15 protein-coding genes are annotated in these 15,975 nt (G+C 60.4%); 4 read left to right on the forward strand and 11 right to left on the reverse strand.

The features are described from left to right. Positions 1–12: 12 nt before the first annotated feature. The 3 genes from ptsN to K0H48_RS06015 are packed head-to-tail and all read left to right on the forward strand — an operon-like array spanning position 13 to position 1,626. Positions 13–477 carry a PTS IIA-like nitrogen regulatory protein PtsN gene (gene ptsN, locus K0H48_RS06005; protein ID WP_219266787.1) on the forward strand — a complete coding sequence of 155 codons (465 nt, stop codon included), beginning with the start codon at positions 13–15 and terminating at the stop codon, positions 475–477. Between the two features lie 2 nt (positions 478–479). Further along, complete coding sequence (gene rapZ / locus K0H48_RS06010; protein WP_219266788.1) at positions 480–1,337, forward strand: RNase adapter RapZ; 858 nt, start codon at positions 480–482, stop codon at positions 1,335–1,337. Between the two features lie 16 nt (positions 1,338–1,353). Continuing rightward, positions 1,354–1,626, forward strand: coding sequence for an HPr family phosphocarrier protein (locus tag K0H48_RS06015; protein WP_060754944.1), 273 nt, complete (start codon positions 1,354–1,356; stop codon positions 1,624–1,626). Between the two features lie 37 nt (positions 1,627–1,663). Here K0H48_RS06015 and K0H48_RS06020 read toward each other — a convergent pair whose 3' ends face one another. The 6 genes from K0H48_RS06020 to pmbA all read right to left on the reverse strand — a co-directional run bounded on the left by K0H48_RS06020 (position 1,664) and on the right by pmbA (position 6,903). Beyond that, on the reverse strand, positions 1,664–2,557 hold the full coding sequence (locus K0H48_RS06020; RefSeq protein WP_219266789.1) for a ZIP family metal transporter: 894 nt from the start codon (positions 2,555–2,557) through the stop codon (positions 1,664–1,666). A 32-nt stretch (positions 2,558–2,589) separates the two neighbouring features. Further along, entirely contained in the window at positions 2,590–3,201 is a 612-nt protein-coding gene (locus K0H48_RS06025; protein WP_219266790.1) for a superoxide dismutase, read from the reverse strand. A 1-nt stretch (position 3,202) separates the two neighbouring features. Continuing rightward, complete coding sequence (locus K0H48_RS06030; RefSeq protein ID WP_138816834.1) at positions 3,203–3,631, reverse strand: hypothetical protein; 429 nt, start codon at positions 3,629–3,631, stop codon at positions 3,203–3,205. A 27-nt stretch (positions 3,632–3,658) separates the two neighbouring features. After that, the gene (locus K0H48_RS06035; RefSeq protein ID WP_219266791.1) at positions 3,659–5,035 is read right to left on the reverse strand and encodes an aspartate ammonia-lyase; all 1,377 of its coding nucleotides are present in this window, start codon (positions 5,033–5,035) and stop codon (positions 3,659–3,661) included. After that, a complete protein-coding gene (locus K0H48_RS06040; RefSeq protein ID WP_138816836.1) occupies positions 5,028–5,423 on the reverse strand; it encodes a FagA protein in 396 nt (131 codons plus the stop codon). Before K0H48_RS06040 ends, K0H48_RS06035 begins: the two co-directional genes overlap by 8 nt. Positions 5,424–5,556: 133 nt before the next feature. Beyond that, the gene (pmbA, locus tag K0H48_RS06045; protein ID WP_219266792.1) at positions 5,557–6,903 is read right to left on the reverse strand and encodes a metalloprotease PmbA; all 1,347 of its coding nucleotides are present in this window, start codon (positions 6,901–6,903) and stop codon (positions 5,557–5,559) included. A gap of 108 nt (positions 6,904–7,011) precedes the next feature. Between pmbA and yjgA the strand changes: the two genes are divergently transcribed. Next, entirely contained in the window at positions 7,012–7,533 is a 522-nt protein-coding gene (yjgA, locus tag K0H48_RS06050; RefSeq protein ID WP_219266793.1) for a ribosome biogenesis factor YjgA, read from the forward strand. A gap of 45 nt (positions 7,534–7,578) precedes the next feature. Here the strand turns inward: yjgA and tldD are convergent, their stop codons facing one another. The 5 genes from tldD to K0H48_RS06075 form a co-directional block, all read right to left on the reverse strand. Continuing rightward, entirely contained in the window at positions 7,579–9,021 is a 1,443-nt protein-coding gene (gene tldD / locus K0H48_RS06055) for a metalloprotease TldD (RefSeq protein WP_056859033.1), read from the reverse strand. A gap of 16 nt (positions 9,022–9,037) precedes the next feature. Further along, positions 9,038–9,886, reverse strand: coding sequence for a carbon-nitrogen hydrolase family protein (locus tag K0H48_RS06060; protein WP_219266794.1), 849 nt, complete (start codon positions 9,884–9,886; stop codon positions 9,038–9,040). Between the two features lie 48 nt (positions 9,887–9,934). Next, positions 9,935–13,750 (reverse strand): YhdP family protein, encoded by a 3,816-nt coding sequence (locus tag K0H48_RS06065; RefSeq protein WP_219266795.1) that lies wholly within the window; start codon positions 13,748–13,750, stop codon positions 9,935–9,937. A 76-nt stretch (positions 13,751–13,826) separates the two neighbouring features. Then, positions 13,827–15,284 carry a ribonuclease G gene (gene rng / locus K0H48_RS06070; protein ID WP_010213134.1) on the reverse strand — a complete coding sequence of 486 codons (1,458 nt, stop codon included), beginning with the start codon at positions 15,282–15,284 and terminating at the stop codon, positions 13,827–13,829. Between the two features lie 70 nt (positions 15,285–15,354). Further along, positions 15,355–15,951 carry a nucleoside triphosphate pyrophosphatase gene (locus K0H48_RS06075; protein ID WP_219266796.1) on the reverse strand — a complete coding sequence of 199 codons (597 nt, stop codon included), beginning with the start codon at positions 15,949–15,951 and terminating at the stop codon, positions 15,355–15,357. Between the last annotated feature and the right edge of the window lie 24 nt (positions 15,952–15,975).

Consider the following 15,975-nt stretch of genomic DNA (forward strand, 5'->3'; position numbering starts at 1 on the left):
TACTCCCCACCCATGATTCGACTTGAAACCATCCTGACCCCCGGCCGTTCCCTTGTGAACGCGCCGGGTGGCAGTAAGAAAAAAGCTCTCGAACACATCGCCAACCTGATCAGCCGTGAAGTGCCTGAGCTGGATGAGCAAGCCGTGTTCAAGGCCCTGATTGACCGTGAAAAACTGGGTTCCACCGGTTTTGGCAACGGCATCGCCATTCCTCACTGCCGCCTTGAAGGCTGCACGTCTCCCGTCAGTGCGCTATTGCACCTGCAGGAGAAAATCGATTTCGACGCCATCGATGGCGCCCCGGTTGACCTGCTGTTCGTTCTGCTAGTCCCGAAAGCCGCCACCGATGCACACCTGGAACTGCTTCGGCAGATCGCCAGCATGCTCGACCGCAAGGACGTACGCGACAAACTGCGCAGCGCCAGCAGCAACGAGGCGCTTTATCAGGTTGTACTCGATGAGCAAAGCGGGCAGTAATCATGCGTTTGATCATCGTCAGCGGCCGCTCCGGCTCGGGTAAAAGCACCGCCCTCAACGTCCTTGAGGACAACGGTTTCTACTGCATCGACAACCTGCCGGCAGGCCTGCTGCCGGAATTGGCCGAGCGTGCCCTGATCCATACTGAACTGGCGCAGCCACTGGTGGCCGTCTCGATTGACGCCCGCAATCTGCCCAGCCACCTTGAGCGCTTCCCCCAGTTGCTTGAGGAAGTGCGTGCTAAGCATATTCATTGCGATGTGCTGTACCTGGATGCCGACGAGGAGACGCTGCTCAAGCGCTTCTCCGAAACCCGTCGACGTCACCCCCTCAGCAGCCCGCATCGCTCTCTGGCCGAAGCCATCGAGGACGAGACCACGCTGCTGGGGCCGATCATTGACCTCGCTGACCTCGAGATCAACACCACCGGCTTGAACCTGTATCAATTGCGCGATGCGATCAAGCTGCGCCTGCTGAACCAGCCGGAACCCGGCACGGCCTTTCTGGTTGAGTCGTTCGGGTTCAAGCGCGGGATGCCGGTGGATGCCGACCTGGTGTTCGACGTGCGCTGCCTGCCCAACCCTTACTGGAAACCTGAACTGCGTGATCAGTCTGGCTTGGATCAGCCGGTGGTCGAGTACCTGGCTGCGCAACCGGATGTCGAGGAAATGTTCCAGGATATCTCCAGCTACCTGCTCAAATGGTTACCGCGCTTTGCCGCAAGTAATCGGGCTTATGTCACCATTGCCATCGGCTGCACCGGCGGCCACCATCGCTCCGTCTACCTGACCGAACGCCTGGGCCAGGTGCTGCAACAAACCCTCAAGAACGTCCAGGTTCGCCACCGCGACCTTAGCTGAAAGGAACACCCCCGCGATGCCCGCTCTGGAAATTGAAATCATTAACAAGCTGGGCCTGCACGCCCGCGCCTCAGCTAAATTCGTCGGCGTTGCCGGGCAGTTCCCTTGCCAGATTCGCGCGGGGCGCACGCCAGAGTCGATGGTAGACGGCAAAAGCATCATGGCCATGATGATGCTGGCTGCGGGCAAGGGCACCAGGATTCATTTGAAGACCGAAGGCGAACAAGAGCAGGAAGCGATGGACGCCCTGGTCAAGTTGATCAATAACTACTTTGACGAGGGTGAGTAAACCCACCCTTTGAGACAGGTGTGAGGCTGCAATGGCCTCACCCTAATGCAGTATCCATCACCATCATCAAGCAAAACCCGATGCACAAACCCAGGCTGGCAAGCTTTTCGTGACCGTTGCGGCGCGATTCCGGGATCACTTCGTGAGTCACCACCAACAACATCGCCCCCGCCGCCAGCGCGAGCCCCAGCGGCAATAGAACCTCAGCCAGGCTCACCAGCCACGCACACAGCACGGCAAACACCGGCTCGACCAGGCCTGACGCGGCGCCGATCAAGAACGCCTTGACCCGCGACATGCCCGCCCCAGCCAGCACCAGTGCAATCACCAAACCTTCCGGCACATCCTGCAAGGCAATGCCCATGGCCAGGCTGTCGGCGTCCGGCATGCCGCCACCGGCGGAAACGCCCACCGCCATGCCTTCCGGAATGTTGTGGGCAATGATGGCAAACACAAACAGCCAGATACGCGGCGGGATAACCGGTTTATCCGGCGTGCCCACCAGCATTTCCGGGCTCGCGCCGGAAACCTTGCGGTCAACCAGATACAACCCGAACGCGCCGAGCATGATGCCGAAGCTGATCAAGCCACTGGCACCCCAAGGCGAAAGACCCAGGTCCTCGGCGGCCGCAATACCGGGCACGATCAGCGAAAATGCCGTCGCCGCCAACATTACCCCGGCACCAAAGCCCAACAAGGTATCGCTCAGCGCTACCGGCATGCGGCGTATGACCAGCACGGGCACCGCGCCCAGTGCCGTGCCGAGCGCGCAGATAGCGCCGCCCTGCAAGGCGCGCAGGATCCGTGGTTCAAGGTTCAGCCAGGCCAGCCCGTGGGCCACCAGCAATGCAGTTCCTGCCAACAGCAACAGCGAGCCAAACGCATAACGAAACATTCGCCCGCTGCTGATCGCCAGTGTTTCAGTGCCCATAGTCGGCCTTAGATCTTTTTATAGGTTGAATATCAGGCCAGGGCGGCCTGGTAGCGTGCGGCGACTTCCGGCCAGTTGATCACGCTATAAAAGGCGTTGATGTATTCCGGGCGACGGTTCTGATACAGCAGGTAGTAGGCGTGCTCCCACACGTCCAGGCCGAGGATCGGCGTGTTGCCGCTCATCAAGGGGCTGTCCTGGTTGCCACTGCTTTCCACCACCAGCGTCTTCTGCGGGGTCACGCTCAGCCAGGCCCAGCCGCTGCCGAAGCGGGTCAAGGCGGCCTTGGTGAAGGCCTCTTTGAAACTGTCGAAGCCGCCTAATTGTTCATCGATGGCTTTGCCCAGTGCGCCGTCGGGTTTGCCGCCACCCTTTGGTGACATCACCGCCCAGAACAGCGAGTGGTTAGCATGACCACCGCCTTGGTTGATCACGGCAGCACGCAGTTTTTCCGGCAATTGCTGCACGCTGGACACCAGCTTCTCTACCGGCCAGCCCGCAAACTCCGTGCCCTCGACCGCAGCATTGAGGTTGTTGATGTAGGTCTGGTGATGCTTGGTGTAGTGAATCTCCATGGTTTGCGCATCGATATGCGGCTCCAGAGCGTCATAGGCGTAAGGCAAGGCAGGCAAGGTGTAGGTCATATCAATGTGCTCCGTAGTGTGGAGTGATCGGTTGCGCCGCAGTACCGCCCAGCAGGCGATGAGTACGCGGGTATTCGCCGTGATCGCTGATGAAATTCAACAGTTCGACATAGGTCTTGCTGCTCTGGCGCAGCGCCGCCTCGCGCAATGGCGGGCTCAGGCGCGGGTCCTGCATGGTCTGCAACAGCCGTTGGTGAATGGCGCACAGGTATTCCGCGCTTTCTTCCGGCTGGTTCAGGCGCAGGTGCAGGTCCGCCAGGTTGTGATGGGAAATGACGCAAGCCGCCACTGCTTCGTCGGCATCCGCCCAACGCTCGAATAACACTTGCGCCAGGGCCAGGGCTTGCAAATAGGCCTCACGAGCGTCGACCAGCTCGCCCGCCATAAAGCAGCGATTGGCCCGTTCGATCGTGCGTTTCCAGTGCTCCATGGTGAGCCTCCAAAGCAGGGTCGGTGATTACACGCCGCCGGCCGTGAGCTTTTCCGGGTCCAGCAGGACCTCCAGTTGGCTACGTGGCAAGTCGGTGTGCTCGAGGGCGACATCGATCACCGGGCGGCCTTGCTGATAGGCCTTCTTGGCGATTTCAGCGGCCTTTTGGTAACCAATGATCGGGTTGAGTGCGGTGACCAGGATCGGGTTGCGCGACAGCGCTTCCTTCAGCTTGGCTTCGTTGACCTTGAAGCTGGCAATGGCCTTGTCGGCCAGCAGGCGGCTGGAATTGGCCAGCAGTTCGAGGCTGCTGAGCAGGTTCTGGGCGATGATCGGCAGCATCACGTTCAGCTCGAAGTTGCCGGACTGCCCAGCGACCGTGATCACCGTGTCATTGCCGATGACTTGGGCGGCAACCATGGCGGTGGCCTCCGGAATCACTGGGTTGACCTTGCCCGGCATGATCGAGGAGCCCGGCTGCAAGCCTTCCAATTCGATCTCACCCAAGCCTGCGAGCGGGCCGGAGTTCATCCAGCGCAGGTCGTTGGCGATTTTCATCAGCGATACCGCAGTGGCTTTCAACTGGCCGGAAACGGCAACGGCGGTGTCTTGGGAGCCGATCAGCGCGAACAGGTTTTTGCCCGGGGTGAATTTCACCCCGGTCAGGCTGCTCAGTTGCTGACTGAAACGCGCAGCAAATTCCGGGTGTGCATTGATCCCGGTGCCAACCGCCGTGCCACCCTGTGCCAGCGCCTGCAAGCTCGGCAGCAAATCCTGCAAGTGGCCGATATTGGCCTTGAGCTGTTGCGCCCAGCCATTCAGCACCTGGCTCATGCGCACCGGCATGGCGTCCATCAGGTGCGTGCGGCCGGTCTTGATGAACGGGTGGACCTCTTCGGCCTTTTGCTCGATGACCTGTACCAAATGCAGCAAGGCCGGCAGCGTTTGCTCATGCAACACCAACGCTGCGCTGACGTGGATGGTGGTCGGAATGATGTCGTTGCTGCTTTGGCCGCAGTTCACGTGGTCATTGGGGTTGACCGGCTCGCCCAGCAAACGGCTGGCCAGGGTCGCAATCACCTCGTTAGCATTCATGTTCGAGCTGGTGCCGGAGCCGGTCTGGAAAATATCCACCGGGAAGTGCGGCATGAAATCGCCCTCGAGCAAGCCTTGGGCTGCATCGACGATGGCTTTGCCCTGCCCTTCGCTGATTTGCTTGAGGTCGACGTTGACCTTGGCAGCGGCGGCCTTGGCCAGGATCAGGGCGCGAATGAATTGCGCCGGCATGCGTTGATGACTGATCGGAAAATTGTTCACCGCGCGCTGGGTCTGTGCGCCATACAAGGCCTCGGCAGGCACTTGCAGCTCGCCCATGCTGTCGCGTTCGATACGGGTGTTACTCATCGTTAGATCCTTGCACCAGGTCAGAAACAGAAAGGGAAGGCAGCAATTCGCAGGTCGCCAATTGCCAGGCAAAGGTCTGCCAGCGCTTGAGGCGGCACGCACAGTGGGAAAGTTTTTCCAGATCGCGCAGTGGGCGCCAGGCCTGGTCCAGGCACATGGATCGCCAGTGCCAGGGCAAGGCGATGTCGCTGGCGGTGTCGATCAAAAGGCGGAATGACGTTTCGGCGATCGTCCACGGATGGGTCGCGGTGCAGCACGCCAGGTATCGCCCTTCGTTGAGGTAATGCTCGATCAGGCGCGGCTCATTGGGATCAAGGCCGCAGCGAATCTGACGACTCATCCAACGCCAACTTTCCAGGTACGGATCCTCATGCAGGACAGAACTCATGATCCACGCTCATTCGGTAATGATATTTATTATTAAATGATATTGAGAATCAAAACAAGAGTGGCAAATCGCAGCCACAAAAAAAGGCACGCCATCTCGAGGATGGCGTGCCTTTTTATGAAGCCCGGTGCCGTTAACTGCCGGCGACGGTCATCCGCTCAATCAGCACCGAGCCGGTGCGAATATTGCTGCGCAGTTCCAGGTCATTACCCACTGCGACGATCTGCTTGAACATATCGCGCATGTTGCCGGCGATCGTCACTTCCTGGACAGCGAACTGAATCTCGCCATTTTCTACCCAAAAACCCGCCGCACCGCGTGAGTAATCACCGGTCACCATATTCAGGCCACTGCCCATCAATTCGGTGACCAAAAGGCCGCGGCCCATACGGCGCAAGAGCGCCGCCTGGTCTTCGTCGCCGTGGGTGACGAACAGGTTGTGCACGCCACCAGCATTCGCCGTGCTTGGCAGGCCGAGCTTGCGACCGGCGTAAGTGCCCAGCACGTAGGACACCAACTCGCCGTTCTCGACGAACGGTTTGGCATAGGTGGCCAGGCCATCACCGTCGAATGCGGAACTGCCCATGGCACGCATCAGGTGCGGGCGCTCATCAATCGTCAGCCATTCAGGAAACAGCTTCTGGCCAATCGCGCCTTCTAGGAACGAAGATTTTCGGTACAGATTGCCGCCGGAAATCGCGCCCAGGAAACTGCCGAACAACCCACCGGCCAGCTCAGCCGAAAACAGCACCGGCACTTCGCACGTAGGCACCGGGCGCGCGCCCAGGCGGCTGGCTGCACGTTGCGCCGCGCGCTGGCCAATGCTGACCGGATCGGCCAGCAATTCGCCCTGGCGGCTCACGTCGTACCAGTAATCGCGCTGCATCTGGCCATTGGCTTCGGCGATCATCACGCAGCTCAAGCTATGGCGAGTGGAGGCATAACCACCGATAAAACCATGGCTGTTACCGTAGACACGGCAGCCCTGATGAGTGCTCAACGTGGTGCCATCAGCGTTCTTGATGCGGGCATCGGCGTCGAACGCCGCCGCTTCGCAGATCAGCGCCTTTTCGATCGCCTGCTCCGGTGTGATGTCCCAGGCATGGAACAGATCAAAGTCCTTCAAGTCCTTGGCCATCAGCGCTTTGTCGGCCAGGCCTGAGCTTTCGTCCTCGGAGGTGTGCTTGGCAATCGCCAGCGCCGCTGCGACGGTTTCACGAATGGCTTCCGGCCCACTGGCGGAAGTGCTGGCCGAGCCTTTGCGCTGCCCGGCATACAACGTGATGCCAAAACCCTGGTCACGATTGAATTCGACGGTTTCCACTTCACGCTGGCGCACCGACGTCGACAGCCCCTGTTCCAGCGACACGGCTACTTCACAGGCGCTGGCCCCCTGACGCTTGGCCTCGGCAAGGATCTGCTCGACTTGTTCCTGCAGTGCCGGTAACGCTTGCGGACCGACGCTTTGGGCTGCACTCATGGTTTTCTCCACTCAAATTCTGCTTTCGGTTAAGGCCATCGAGCGACCGGGCCGGACAAGCGGCCCCCGACTGGTTATCATGGCGGCGTTTCTTTGCGGACTGCCACCATGGTTGATTCTTACGACGACTCCCTCGATGGGGAGAAAAGCAAAACCCAGGTCAAACGCGAGCTGCATGCGCTGGTTGACCTCGGCGAGCGCCTTACAACGCTCAAGAAAGACTTGATTGCCAAATTGCCACTGACCGACGAAATGCGCCGGGCGCTTGCGGATGCTCCCAAGCACACCGCGAATATCGCGCGTAAACGGCACATCATGTTTATCGGCAAGCTGATGCGCGATCAGGACACTGATGCCATTCTGGCCTTGCTCGATCAAACCGATGCCTCCACTCGCCAGTACAACGAACGCTTCCATAACCTGGAGCGCTGGCGTGACCGCCTGATCTCGGGCGATGACGCAGTGCTGGAGAAATTCGTGCTGGACTACCCGGACGCGGACCGCCAGCAACTGCGCTCCCTGATCCGTCAGGCCCAGCACGAGCAGGCGCATAACAAGGCGCCGGCCACCAACCGTAAAATCTTCAAATACATCCGTGAGCTGGACGAGACTCAACGCGGCCTGCGTTGACCCTCTTCCCCGGGTGGCGGTCTTCGCCACCCGAAGCTCCGGCCATTACGACCCCGTGCCACCCACGGTGATCGCATCGATTTTCAAGGTTGGCTGACCGACGCCGACCGGCACCGACTGCCCATCCTTACCGCAAGTGCCTACGCCGCTGTCCAGCGACAGATCATTACCGACCATCGACACCTTGCTCATGGCTTCCGGCCCATTGCCAATCAACGTCGCCCCTTTGACCGGCGCGGTAATCTTGCCGTCTTCGATCAGGTACGCTTCGCTGGTGGAGAACACAAACTTGCCGCTGGTGATATCGACCTGGCCGCCGCCGAGGTTGGCGCAGTAGATCCCGCGTTTTACCGAAGCGATGATTTCTGCGGGGTCGCTTTCGCCACCGAGCATGTAGGTGTTGGTCATGCGCGGCATCGGCAGGTGCGCGTAAGACTCGCGACGACCGTTGCCGGTACGTGCCACACCCATCAGGCGGGCGTTGAGCTTGTCTTGCATATAACCCTTGAGCACGCCGTTTTCAATCAGCGTGGTGCATTCGGTCGGCGTGCCTTCGTCATCGACACTCAGCGAGCCACGCCGGCCGGCCAGGGTACCGTCATCGACGATGGTGCAGAGCTTGGACGCAACCATCTCGCCCATGCGCCCGCTGTAGGCCGAACTGCCTTTGCGGTTGAAGTCACCTTCCAGGCCATGGCCAACGGCTTCGTGCAGCAGCACGCCGGACCAGCCCGAGCCCAACACCACCGGCAAGGTACCAGCCGGCGCCGGAATGGCTTCCAGGTTGACCAGCGCCTGACGCAGCGCTTCACGTGCATAACCCATGGCGCGGTCGTCAGTGAGGAAATAACGGTAGTCGGTACGCCCGCCACCGCCATGGCCACCGCGCTCGCGGCGACCGTTCTGTTCAACAATGACACTCACGTTGAAACGCACCAGCGGCCGCACATCTGCCGCCAGCCCGCCGTCCGTGGACGCCACCAGAATGCGTTCCCACACGCCAGCCATGCTCACCGTGACTTGCTGAATACGCGGATCGAGCGCACGAGTGGCCGCGTCGATACGCTTAAGCAAATCAACCTTTTCCGCGCGGCTGATCACTTCCAGCGGGTTATCCGGTGCGTACAACTGGGCCACGTCCTGGGTGCTGAAAGCCTGCACGGTGCCGTTCTGGCCAGCGCGGGAAATCGAGCGCGCTGCACGCGCCGCCAGGCCCAGGGCTTCCAGGGTGATGGCGTTGCTGTAGGCAAAGCCGGTCTTTTCACCGGATTGCGCGCGCACGCCTACGCCTTGGTCAAGGTTGAAACTGCCTTCCTTGACGATTCCATCTTCAAGAGCCCACGACTCGGAAATCTGGCCCTGGAAATACAGGTCGGCCGCGTCGATGCCTGGCCCGGCCAGATCACCGAGCACGGTTTGCAGACTTTCGATGGTCACGCCACCGGGTGCCAGGAGGTGTTCACTGACTGAGGACAACAACTCGCTCATAGGTTTGGCCTTAAATTCATCGTTCTGAAGCAGGCCGCTGCGCGCCCTGCGAGAAAAAGCGCCGATGATTGACCACCGGCATGCGCGCCCGTATCGACGCCTGTTCACTGCTATCGCGTTCGGCCAACAACACCGCTTCGCCTTGATCCTGTTGTGTCAGCACACGCCCCCAAGGGTCGACAATGGCTGCATGGCCAAAGGTTTCCCGTGGCCCCGGGTGAATACCGCCTTGAGCGGCGGCCAATAAGTAGCATTGGGTTTCGATGGCCCGTGCTCGAATCAGTACATCCCAATGCGCAGCGCCGGTCACCGCTGTAAAGGCCGAAGGCGCGGTAATCAACTCCGCTCCCGCTGCACGCAGTTCGCTGTACAGCTCGGGGAACCGCAGGTCGTAGCACACCGTCAGGCCCAAGCGCCCCACCGGCGTGTCGGCCACCACCACATTGCTGCCGAAAGCATAGTCGTCGGATTCACGATAACGACCTCTGGCATCTGCAACATCGACATCAAACAGGTGCAATTTATCGTAACGGGCGACGATTTCGCCCTGATCATCGATCAATAGCGAGCAAGCGTTGGACTTGGCGTGCGGTTGGTCCTGGGGCGGCAACGGCAAAGTGCCGCCCACTATCCATAAGGTGAGGTCGCGGGCGGCCTGTTTCAACCATGGCAGGATCGGGCCTTCGCCCAAGGCTTCGGCACGACCGATATCGGCCACGTCGCGGCGGCCCATGGCGGCGAAGTTCTCCGGCAGTACCGCAAGTTTCGCCCCGCCCGCTGCCGCTTGCTCCAACAGGCGCCGGGCCTGGGCCAGGTTGGCCAGCACATCGCTCTGGCTGACCATTTGAATTACCGCAAAGGACATGGGCCGACACTCCGTAATAGGCATGCGGCCATGCTACTCCACAGGCTCTCAGTTTGGCTTTTCAAATGGCTTGTCGAAGGTGATTTTTGGATCCTTCCACGGGCCTTGCACCTTGTATTGCACGCTGGCGAAGCGCGAAACACGGTCACCGATCAGCTTGTCGATCAGGAACAACGCGCCACCAATGGCAGGCGCACCGACAATCAGCGCGGCAATCGGCAGGTTGTTGGTCACCGGCAACGTGACCAGCAGCTTGGCGTCGACACGGTCAGCCACCAGATCCAGGGTGCCATTGAGCTCCAGGTTGGTGGACGGGCCGGTCATGGTGATGGGCTCACGAGTCACGAACACCCCATCACTGGCGGCCAGCAAGCCTTTGACCCGGTCATAACTCAAGCCTTTGCCGAGCAGGTCCGAGAAGTCCAGGCGCAACCGGCGGCCGATGGAATTGAAGTTGAGCAAACCAAACACCCGCAGGGCCTGGGCGCCACCTTCCACCTCCACGAACTGGCCTTTGCGAAATGACGCATCCAGGCTGCCGGAGAAACGCTTGGGGCCAACCCACGCCGGCGAACCCGGCCACCGACCATCCACATCCAGGTGGAATTCTTCGCTGGTCACCGTCGGCGCAAAGCCCCAGCCCTTGAGCACATCGGCGATGTTCTTGCCGTCCAGGCGGCCCTTGTACCAGCTGCTGCTGGCCCCCGGCGCGCCTTCCCAACCACCGGCGCCATTAAGCTGCATGCCCTTGAGGCCGAGGTTGAGGTTGTTGAAGGCCAGGCCTTTGGCGGTCGGGCGGATCTTCAGCGACCAGGCTCCCACCAGATCGGGGCCCTGGAACAGCTGATTGATCGCGATATCCAACGCGGGGATGTCCTTGGGGTCGATATCCGCCAACGGGTCCGGTGCGTTTTCGTCGGCCTGCACGGTCGGGTCCACCGCCGGTAGTTTCACGTATTGCAGGTTGATCGCAATCGGCGCGCCCTTGGCGTCCGGCAGGTTTACCGCACCCTTGACCTGCTGGCTGTCGAGCTGCAAGCCCCAGGCAGTTGGCTTGCGATCCAGTTGCAGGTTGGCCTGATCAAGCTGGGTGCCAAAGCCGGTCAGCTTGCCCACTTTGAAGTCGGCGCCACTGAGCAATTGCTTGGCGCTGCCGCCTGGGTCGTTACCGGCGTAGCGGTTGGCGAGTTTTTTCCACGGGTCAATGTCCAGTTCCGACAACACACCCCGAATGCGCAACCCTTTGGCTGCCGGCAACACGGCATCGCCATCGCCCAGGAACAACTCCCCGCGCCCGTCATTGAATTTGTCCGGCGGTGAGGCAAAGGTGAAGCTCGCCAGTTCGCCATAATCGAACCAGTAACGCCGTTCCGGCCCCTGCAAGGTCATGCGGAACACGCTGTCACGGCCTTGGCTGGCGGGCATGCCGAAGGGCGCCGGCAGGTCTACCGCCACGCCTTTCATAGTGGAGCTGACCATCAGTTGGCTGTCGGCGCCGTCCAGCGTGAGCTGCAGCTGGTACGGAATATCACCGGACACCGGCAACGGCTGGCTGATTTTTAACCAATCGGTCAGGCGCTTGACCGTAACCTGGCCCTTGGCGGTGACGCGGGTACTGATGTTGCCCGGCTTGCCATCGGCAACAATTTGCGCGGTAATCGGCCGATCGAATGCCTGGGCCGAGATGTTCTGGCCGCTCAAGCCCTTGCCGCTGTCGAAGCGGAAGTCGCCCTTGAGTTGTGTCAGGTCCAAGGTCGGCTCCGCCAATTGCAGACGGGCTTTATCGGTCTTGAAGTCCACCACGATCTTGGGCTCGGTACCTTTGACCAGCGGAATGTCCAGGTCCAGATTGCCTTGCAGGTCGCCGTCACCCTTCCAGCCGGCAAAGGTCGAGCCTGTGCCTATCGGCGCGTCCTGAAGGATCTTCAAACCATCGCCCAGGCCGCCCGCAAACCCACCGGTTATCAACAAGTGGCTGTCTTTACCGGCCGGAGCGTGGGGAATATTGACGTAGACGTCCTTGACCTTGGTGTCGAGCAACTGGCCCTTGCTGGCCAGGATGCGCACGCCGCTCTCCTCGACAAACACTTCGCCATTGACCTTGCTCACATGCGGCCAACCCGGCTGGAAGGCCAGTTCGGCGTCATGCACCTTGAAGAACAAGCTGATGTTGCGCGCGGCGGGCAGCGCGTCATGGTTGAGCGAACCCTGGTACTGGAAGAACCCTTGGTCCACCGCGCCCTTGAGAATTGCGGTGCGCAGCCATTCATCCAGGGACGGGCTCAACACGGCCGGCAAATACTTGGGCGTGAAACGGCCATCGCCGTCGACCATACCGACCCGCAGGTCCATGTAGTCTTCCTGGGCATGGTCAAAATGCAGGCGAATCAAGAAGTCGGCAGCCACTTTGCCCTCTTCGCCCAGCACCTTGATGTACGGGGCAATCAGGGTGAAGCCTTCCTTATCCAGCTTCCACGTCAGGCGCGCGTTGGCCTGGATGTACTGCCAGGGCTTGGCGAAGATCGGGTACAGGTGCAGGGAAAAATCCTTGCTGTCCATACGCAACTCACCCTGGCCCAAATCGCCACTGATGCTCCCGGATACGTTACGTGCGGCTGGCGCACCGAAGTACGCGTCAAAACCGATGCGCTCAAGGTTGGCGGCGAAGCTGACTTTTTTGTCGGTGGTGTCCTGCGGACGAAAATCCACCAACACATTGCGCAGCACACCCGTGGCCTTCAGGTGCTCGATGGTTTTGGCAAAACCTTCCGGCAATGGCGCCAAGGCATTCAACAGCGGGGTAATAGGGGTCAGGTCAAGACGGTCAGCCTGAAGCTTCCAGGTTTCCTGGTCTTTGTCGGTCGCCAGGCTTTGTTGCAATTGCAGGTGTGATTCCCAGCGAGTATCGCCGATGTTCATCGCCAGCGAATCGAACAACACCTTAAGGCCACTGTCGCTGCGTTGCAGGTAGGCGGTCAGGGCGAGGTTTTCGATATGCACAGGCTTGCGATCGGCGTAACTGCCTTTTACTTGCGGTGAGTTAAGACGCACCACGGCACTTTGCACGGTGCCTTTGCCCCAATTGAGCCAGAACTCGCCACCGGCTTTGAATTGAGAGAGTTTCCATTGCTGGGTCAGCCTGGCGGGAATCCATTTGGCCCAATCACTTTGGGGCAGGCTCAGGTAGGCTTCGACTTCGCCCTCCTTCCACTCACTGGCGCGAATGCGGCTGCGCAGGCTCAGGGCCAGGGGCTGGCCGTCCGGCAAGGTGAGGCGTGCATCCAGGCGTTGGCGGGTGTTGCCGGTATGCAGGCTCAGGCCCACATAGGTCAGGGTCAACGGCGCCTGGTCGAACGGCTGCAACGTCACCTGGCTGTCGAGCAACGATACGCGCTTGACCATCTGCATGCGTGTAAGCAACTGCTGTGGGTCCAGCGGCTGGTCATCCTGCACCGGCAAGCCTTGCAGCGCCCAGTGGCCGTCCTGGTCTTCCTTGACACTCAACTGCAGGCCGCTGACTTCGAGATGGGCGATACGCACTTCGCGGGCCATCAGGCTGGCCCAGATATCCGGCACCACTTCGACCTGATCCAGGCGCAAGGCGCTGTTGCCCTCGCCGACCATCACGTCGTGAGCCATCAATATCGGCGCGAAACCGCTCCAGCGCCCTTCAAGGCTACCGATGTGCAGGGGCATCTCCACCGCGGCTTGCGCCTTGGCTTCAACTTCGGCGCGGTACTCCGCCACCAATGGGACCAACTCACGACCCAGGCTCACGTACACCGCCGCCAATACCAGCAGCAAGGCGCACAGGCCCAGGCCCCAACGGGTCAAGGCGGCAAAAAAGCGTGTCAGACGCTCCATGTCAGGCGACCCTCAAGGCAGTTAGCGGACAGCAGATCAATGCCTGCCGGTCTCGAATAAAGAAAGCGATTGGGGATCAGAGCAGCACCACGTCGTATTGTTCCTGGGAATACATGGTTTCGACCTGGAAACGAATGGTGCGCCCGATAAAACCCTCCAGCTCAGCGACGTTACCGGACTCTTCATCCAGCAATCGGTCGACCACTTTCTGGTTGGCAAGCACTCTATAACCTTCCGCCTGGTAGGCACGTGCCTCCCGTAAGATTTCGCGGAAAATCTCGTAGCAAACCGTTTCCGGGGTCTTCAACTTGCCGCGTCCCTGGCAACTGCTGCACGGCTCACACAGCACTTGCTCAAGGCTTTCGCGGGTACGTTTGCGGGTCATTTGCACCAGGCCAAGCTCGGTGATCCCGATAATATTGGTCTTGGCGTGGTCGCGCTCCAGCTGTTTCTCCAGGGTGCGCAATACCTGGCGCTGGTGCTCTTCATCTTCCATGTCGATGAAGTCGATAATGATGATGCCGCCCAGGTTGCGCAGGCGCAGCTGGCGAGCAATGGCGGTGGCCGCTTCGAGGTTGGTCTTGAAGATGGTTTCTTCGAGGTTGCGATGGCCCACGAACGCGCCGGTGTTGACGTCGATGGTGGTCATGGCTTCGGCCGGGTCGACCACCAGATAGCCGCCGGACTTGAGCGGTACTTTGCGCTCCAGGGCCTTCTGAATTTCATCCTCTACGCCATACAGGTCAAAAATCGGCCGCTCGCCAGGGTAATGCTCAAGGCGGTCGGCAATTTCCGGCATCAGCTCGGCCACGAATTGCGTAGTGCGCTGGAAGGTTTCCCGCGAGTCGATGCGAATTTTCTCGATCTTCGGGCTGACCAGGTCACGCAAGGTACGCAACGCCAGGCCGAGGTCTTCATAGATGACGCTCGGCGCACCAATGGTTTTGATCTGTGCGCCGATCTGGTCCCAGAGCCTGCGCAGGTAGCGGATGTCCATGAGGATTTCGTCAGCACCGGCACCTTCTGCGGCGGTGCGCAAAATAAACCCGCCGGCTTCCTTGATGCCTTCGGCCGCCACGCAGTCGCTGACCACCTTTTTCAGGCGCTCGCGCTCGGCTTCGTCTTCGATCTTGAGGGAAATACCCACATGCGCGGTGCGCGGCATGTACACCAGATAGCGCGACGGAATCGACAGTTGCGTGGTCAGCCGCGCGCCTTTGGAACCGATGGGGTCCTTGGTGACTTGTACCACCAGGCTCTGCCCTTCGTGCACCAGGGCGCTGATGCTTTCTACCGCTGGCCCTTCACGCAGAGAGATTTCCGAGGCGTGGATAAACGCAGCGCGGTCCAGGCCGATGTCGACGAATGCCGCCTGCATGCCCGGCAATACGCGCACCACTTTGCCTTTATAGATATTGCCGACGATCCCGCGCTTCTGGGTGCGCTCGACGTGCACTTCTTGCAGAACACCGTTTTCTACCACCGCCACGCGCGATTCCATCGGCGTGATATTGATCAGAATCTCTTCACTCATGGCTGGGTCTCGTTCAGGCGTTTTCACAATAGTGACCGATCGCTTAAGGCTGGGCGCTGGAGGACGGCGTTCAGCGCGCGGTAAGATGTTGCCAACAGGGTATGCCGAATTGGCCGAGCAGTTGCGCGGTTTCGCACACCGGCAGGCCGACCACAGCGGAATAGCTGCCATTGAGCCCGGCGACAAACACCGAACCCAGGCCCTGGATAGCATAGCCGCCCGCCTTGTCCGCAGGTTCGCCACTGTGCCAGTAGGTTGTAGCTTCCTCGACAGAAATACCGCGAAAACGAACACGGCTGCTTACACATCGAGTTTCGCAACGCTGGCCGTCGGTAAGGGCTATCGCGGTGAGCACTTCATGCTCACGGCCGGAAAGCGCCATCAGCATCGCCAGGGCATCGGCCTGGTCCACTGGCTTGCCCAGGATCTGGCCATCCACGATCACGGCCGTATCGGCACCCAACACACAGGCGCCCGAGGAATGTGCAAGCGCAGCAAAACCCGCCGTGGCCTTGCCGCGCGCAAGGCGTTCGACGTAGGCAACCGCAGGTTCATTGGTAAGAGGGGTTTCATCAATGGCGGCGCTGACCACGGTGTAAGGCACACCGATCTGGGTCAGCAGTTCACGCCGCCTCGGGGAGCCCGAGGCCAGGTAAAGCGAATTCATTGCAGACTCTCCCTGTAGGGTTCG

Origin of the sequence: Pseudomonas sp. Xaverov 259 (genome assembly GCF_019352915.1) — a bacterium.
Taxonomy (GTDB): Bacteria; Pseudomonadota; Gammaproteobacteria; order Pseudomonadales; family Pseudomonadaceae; genus Aquipseudomonas.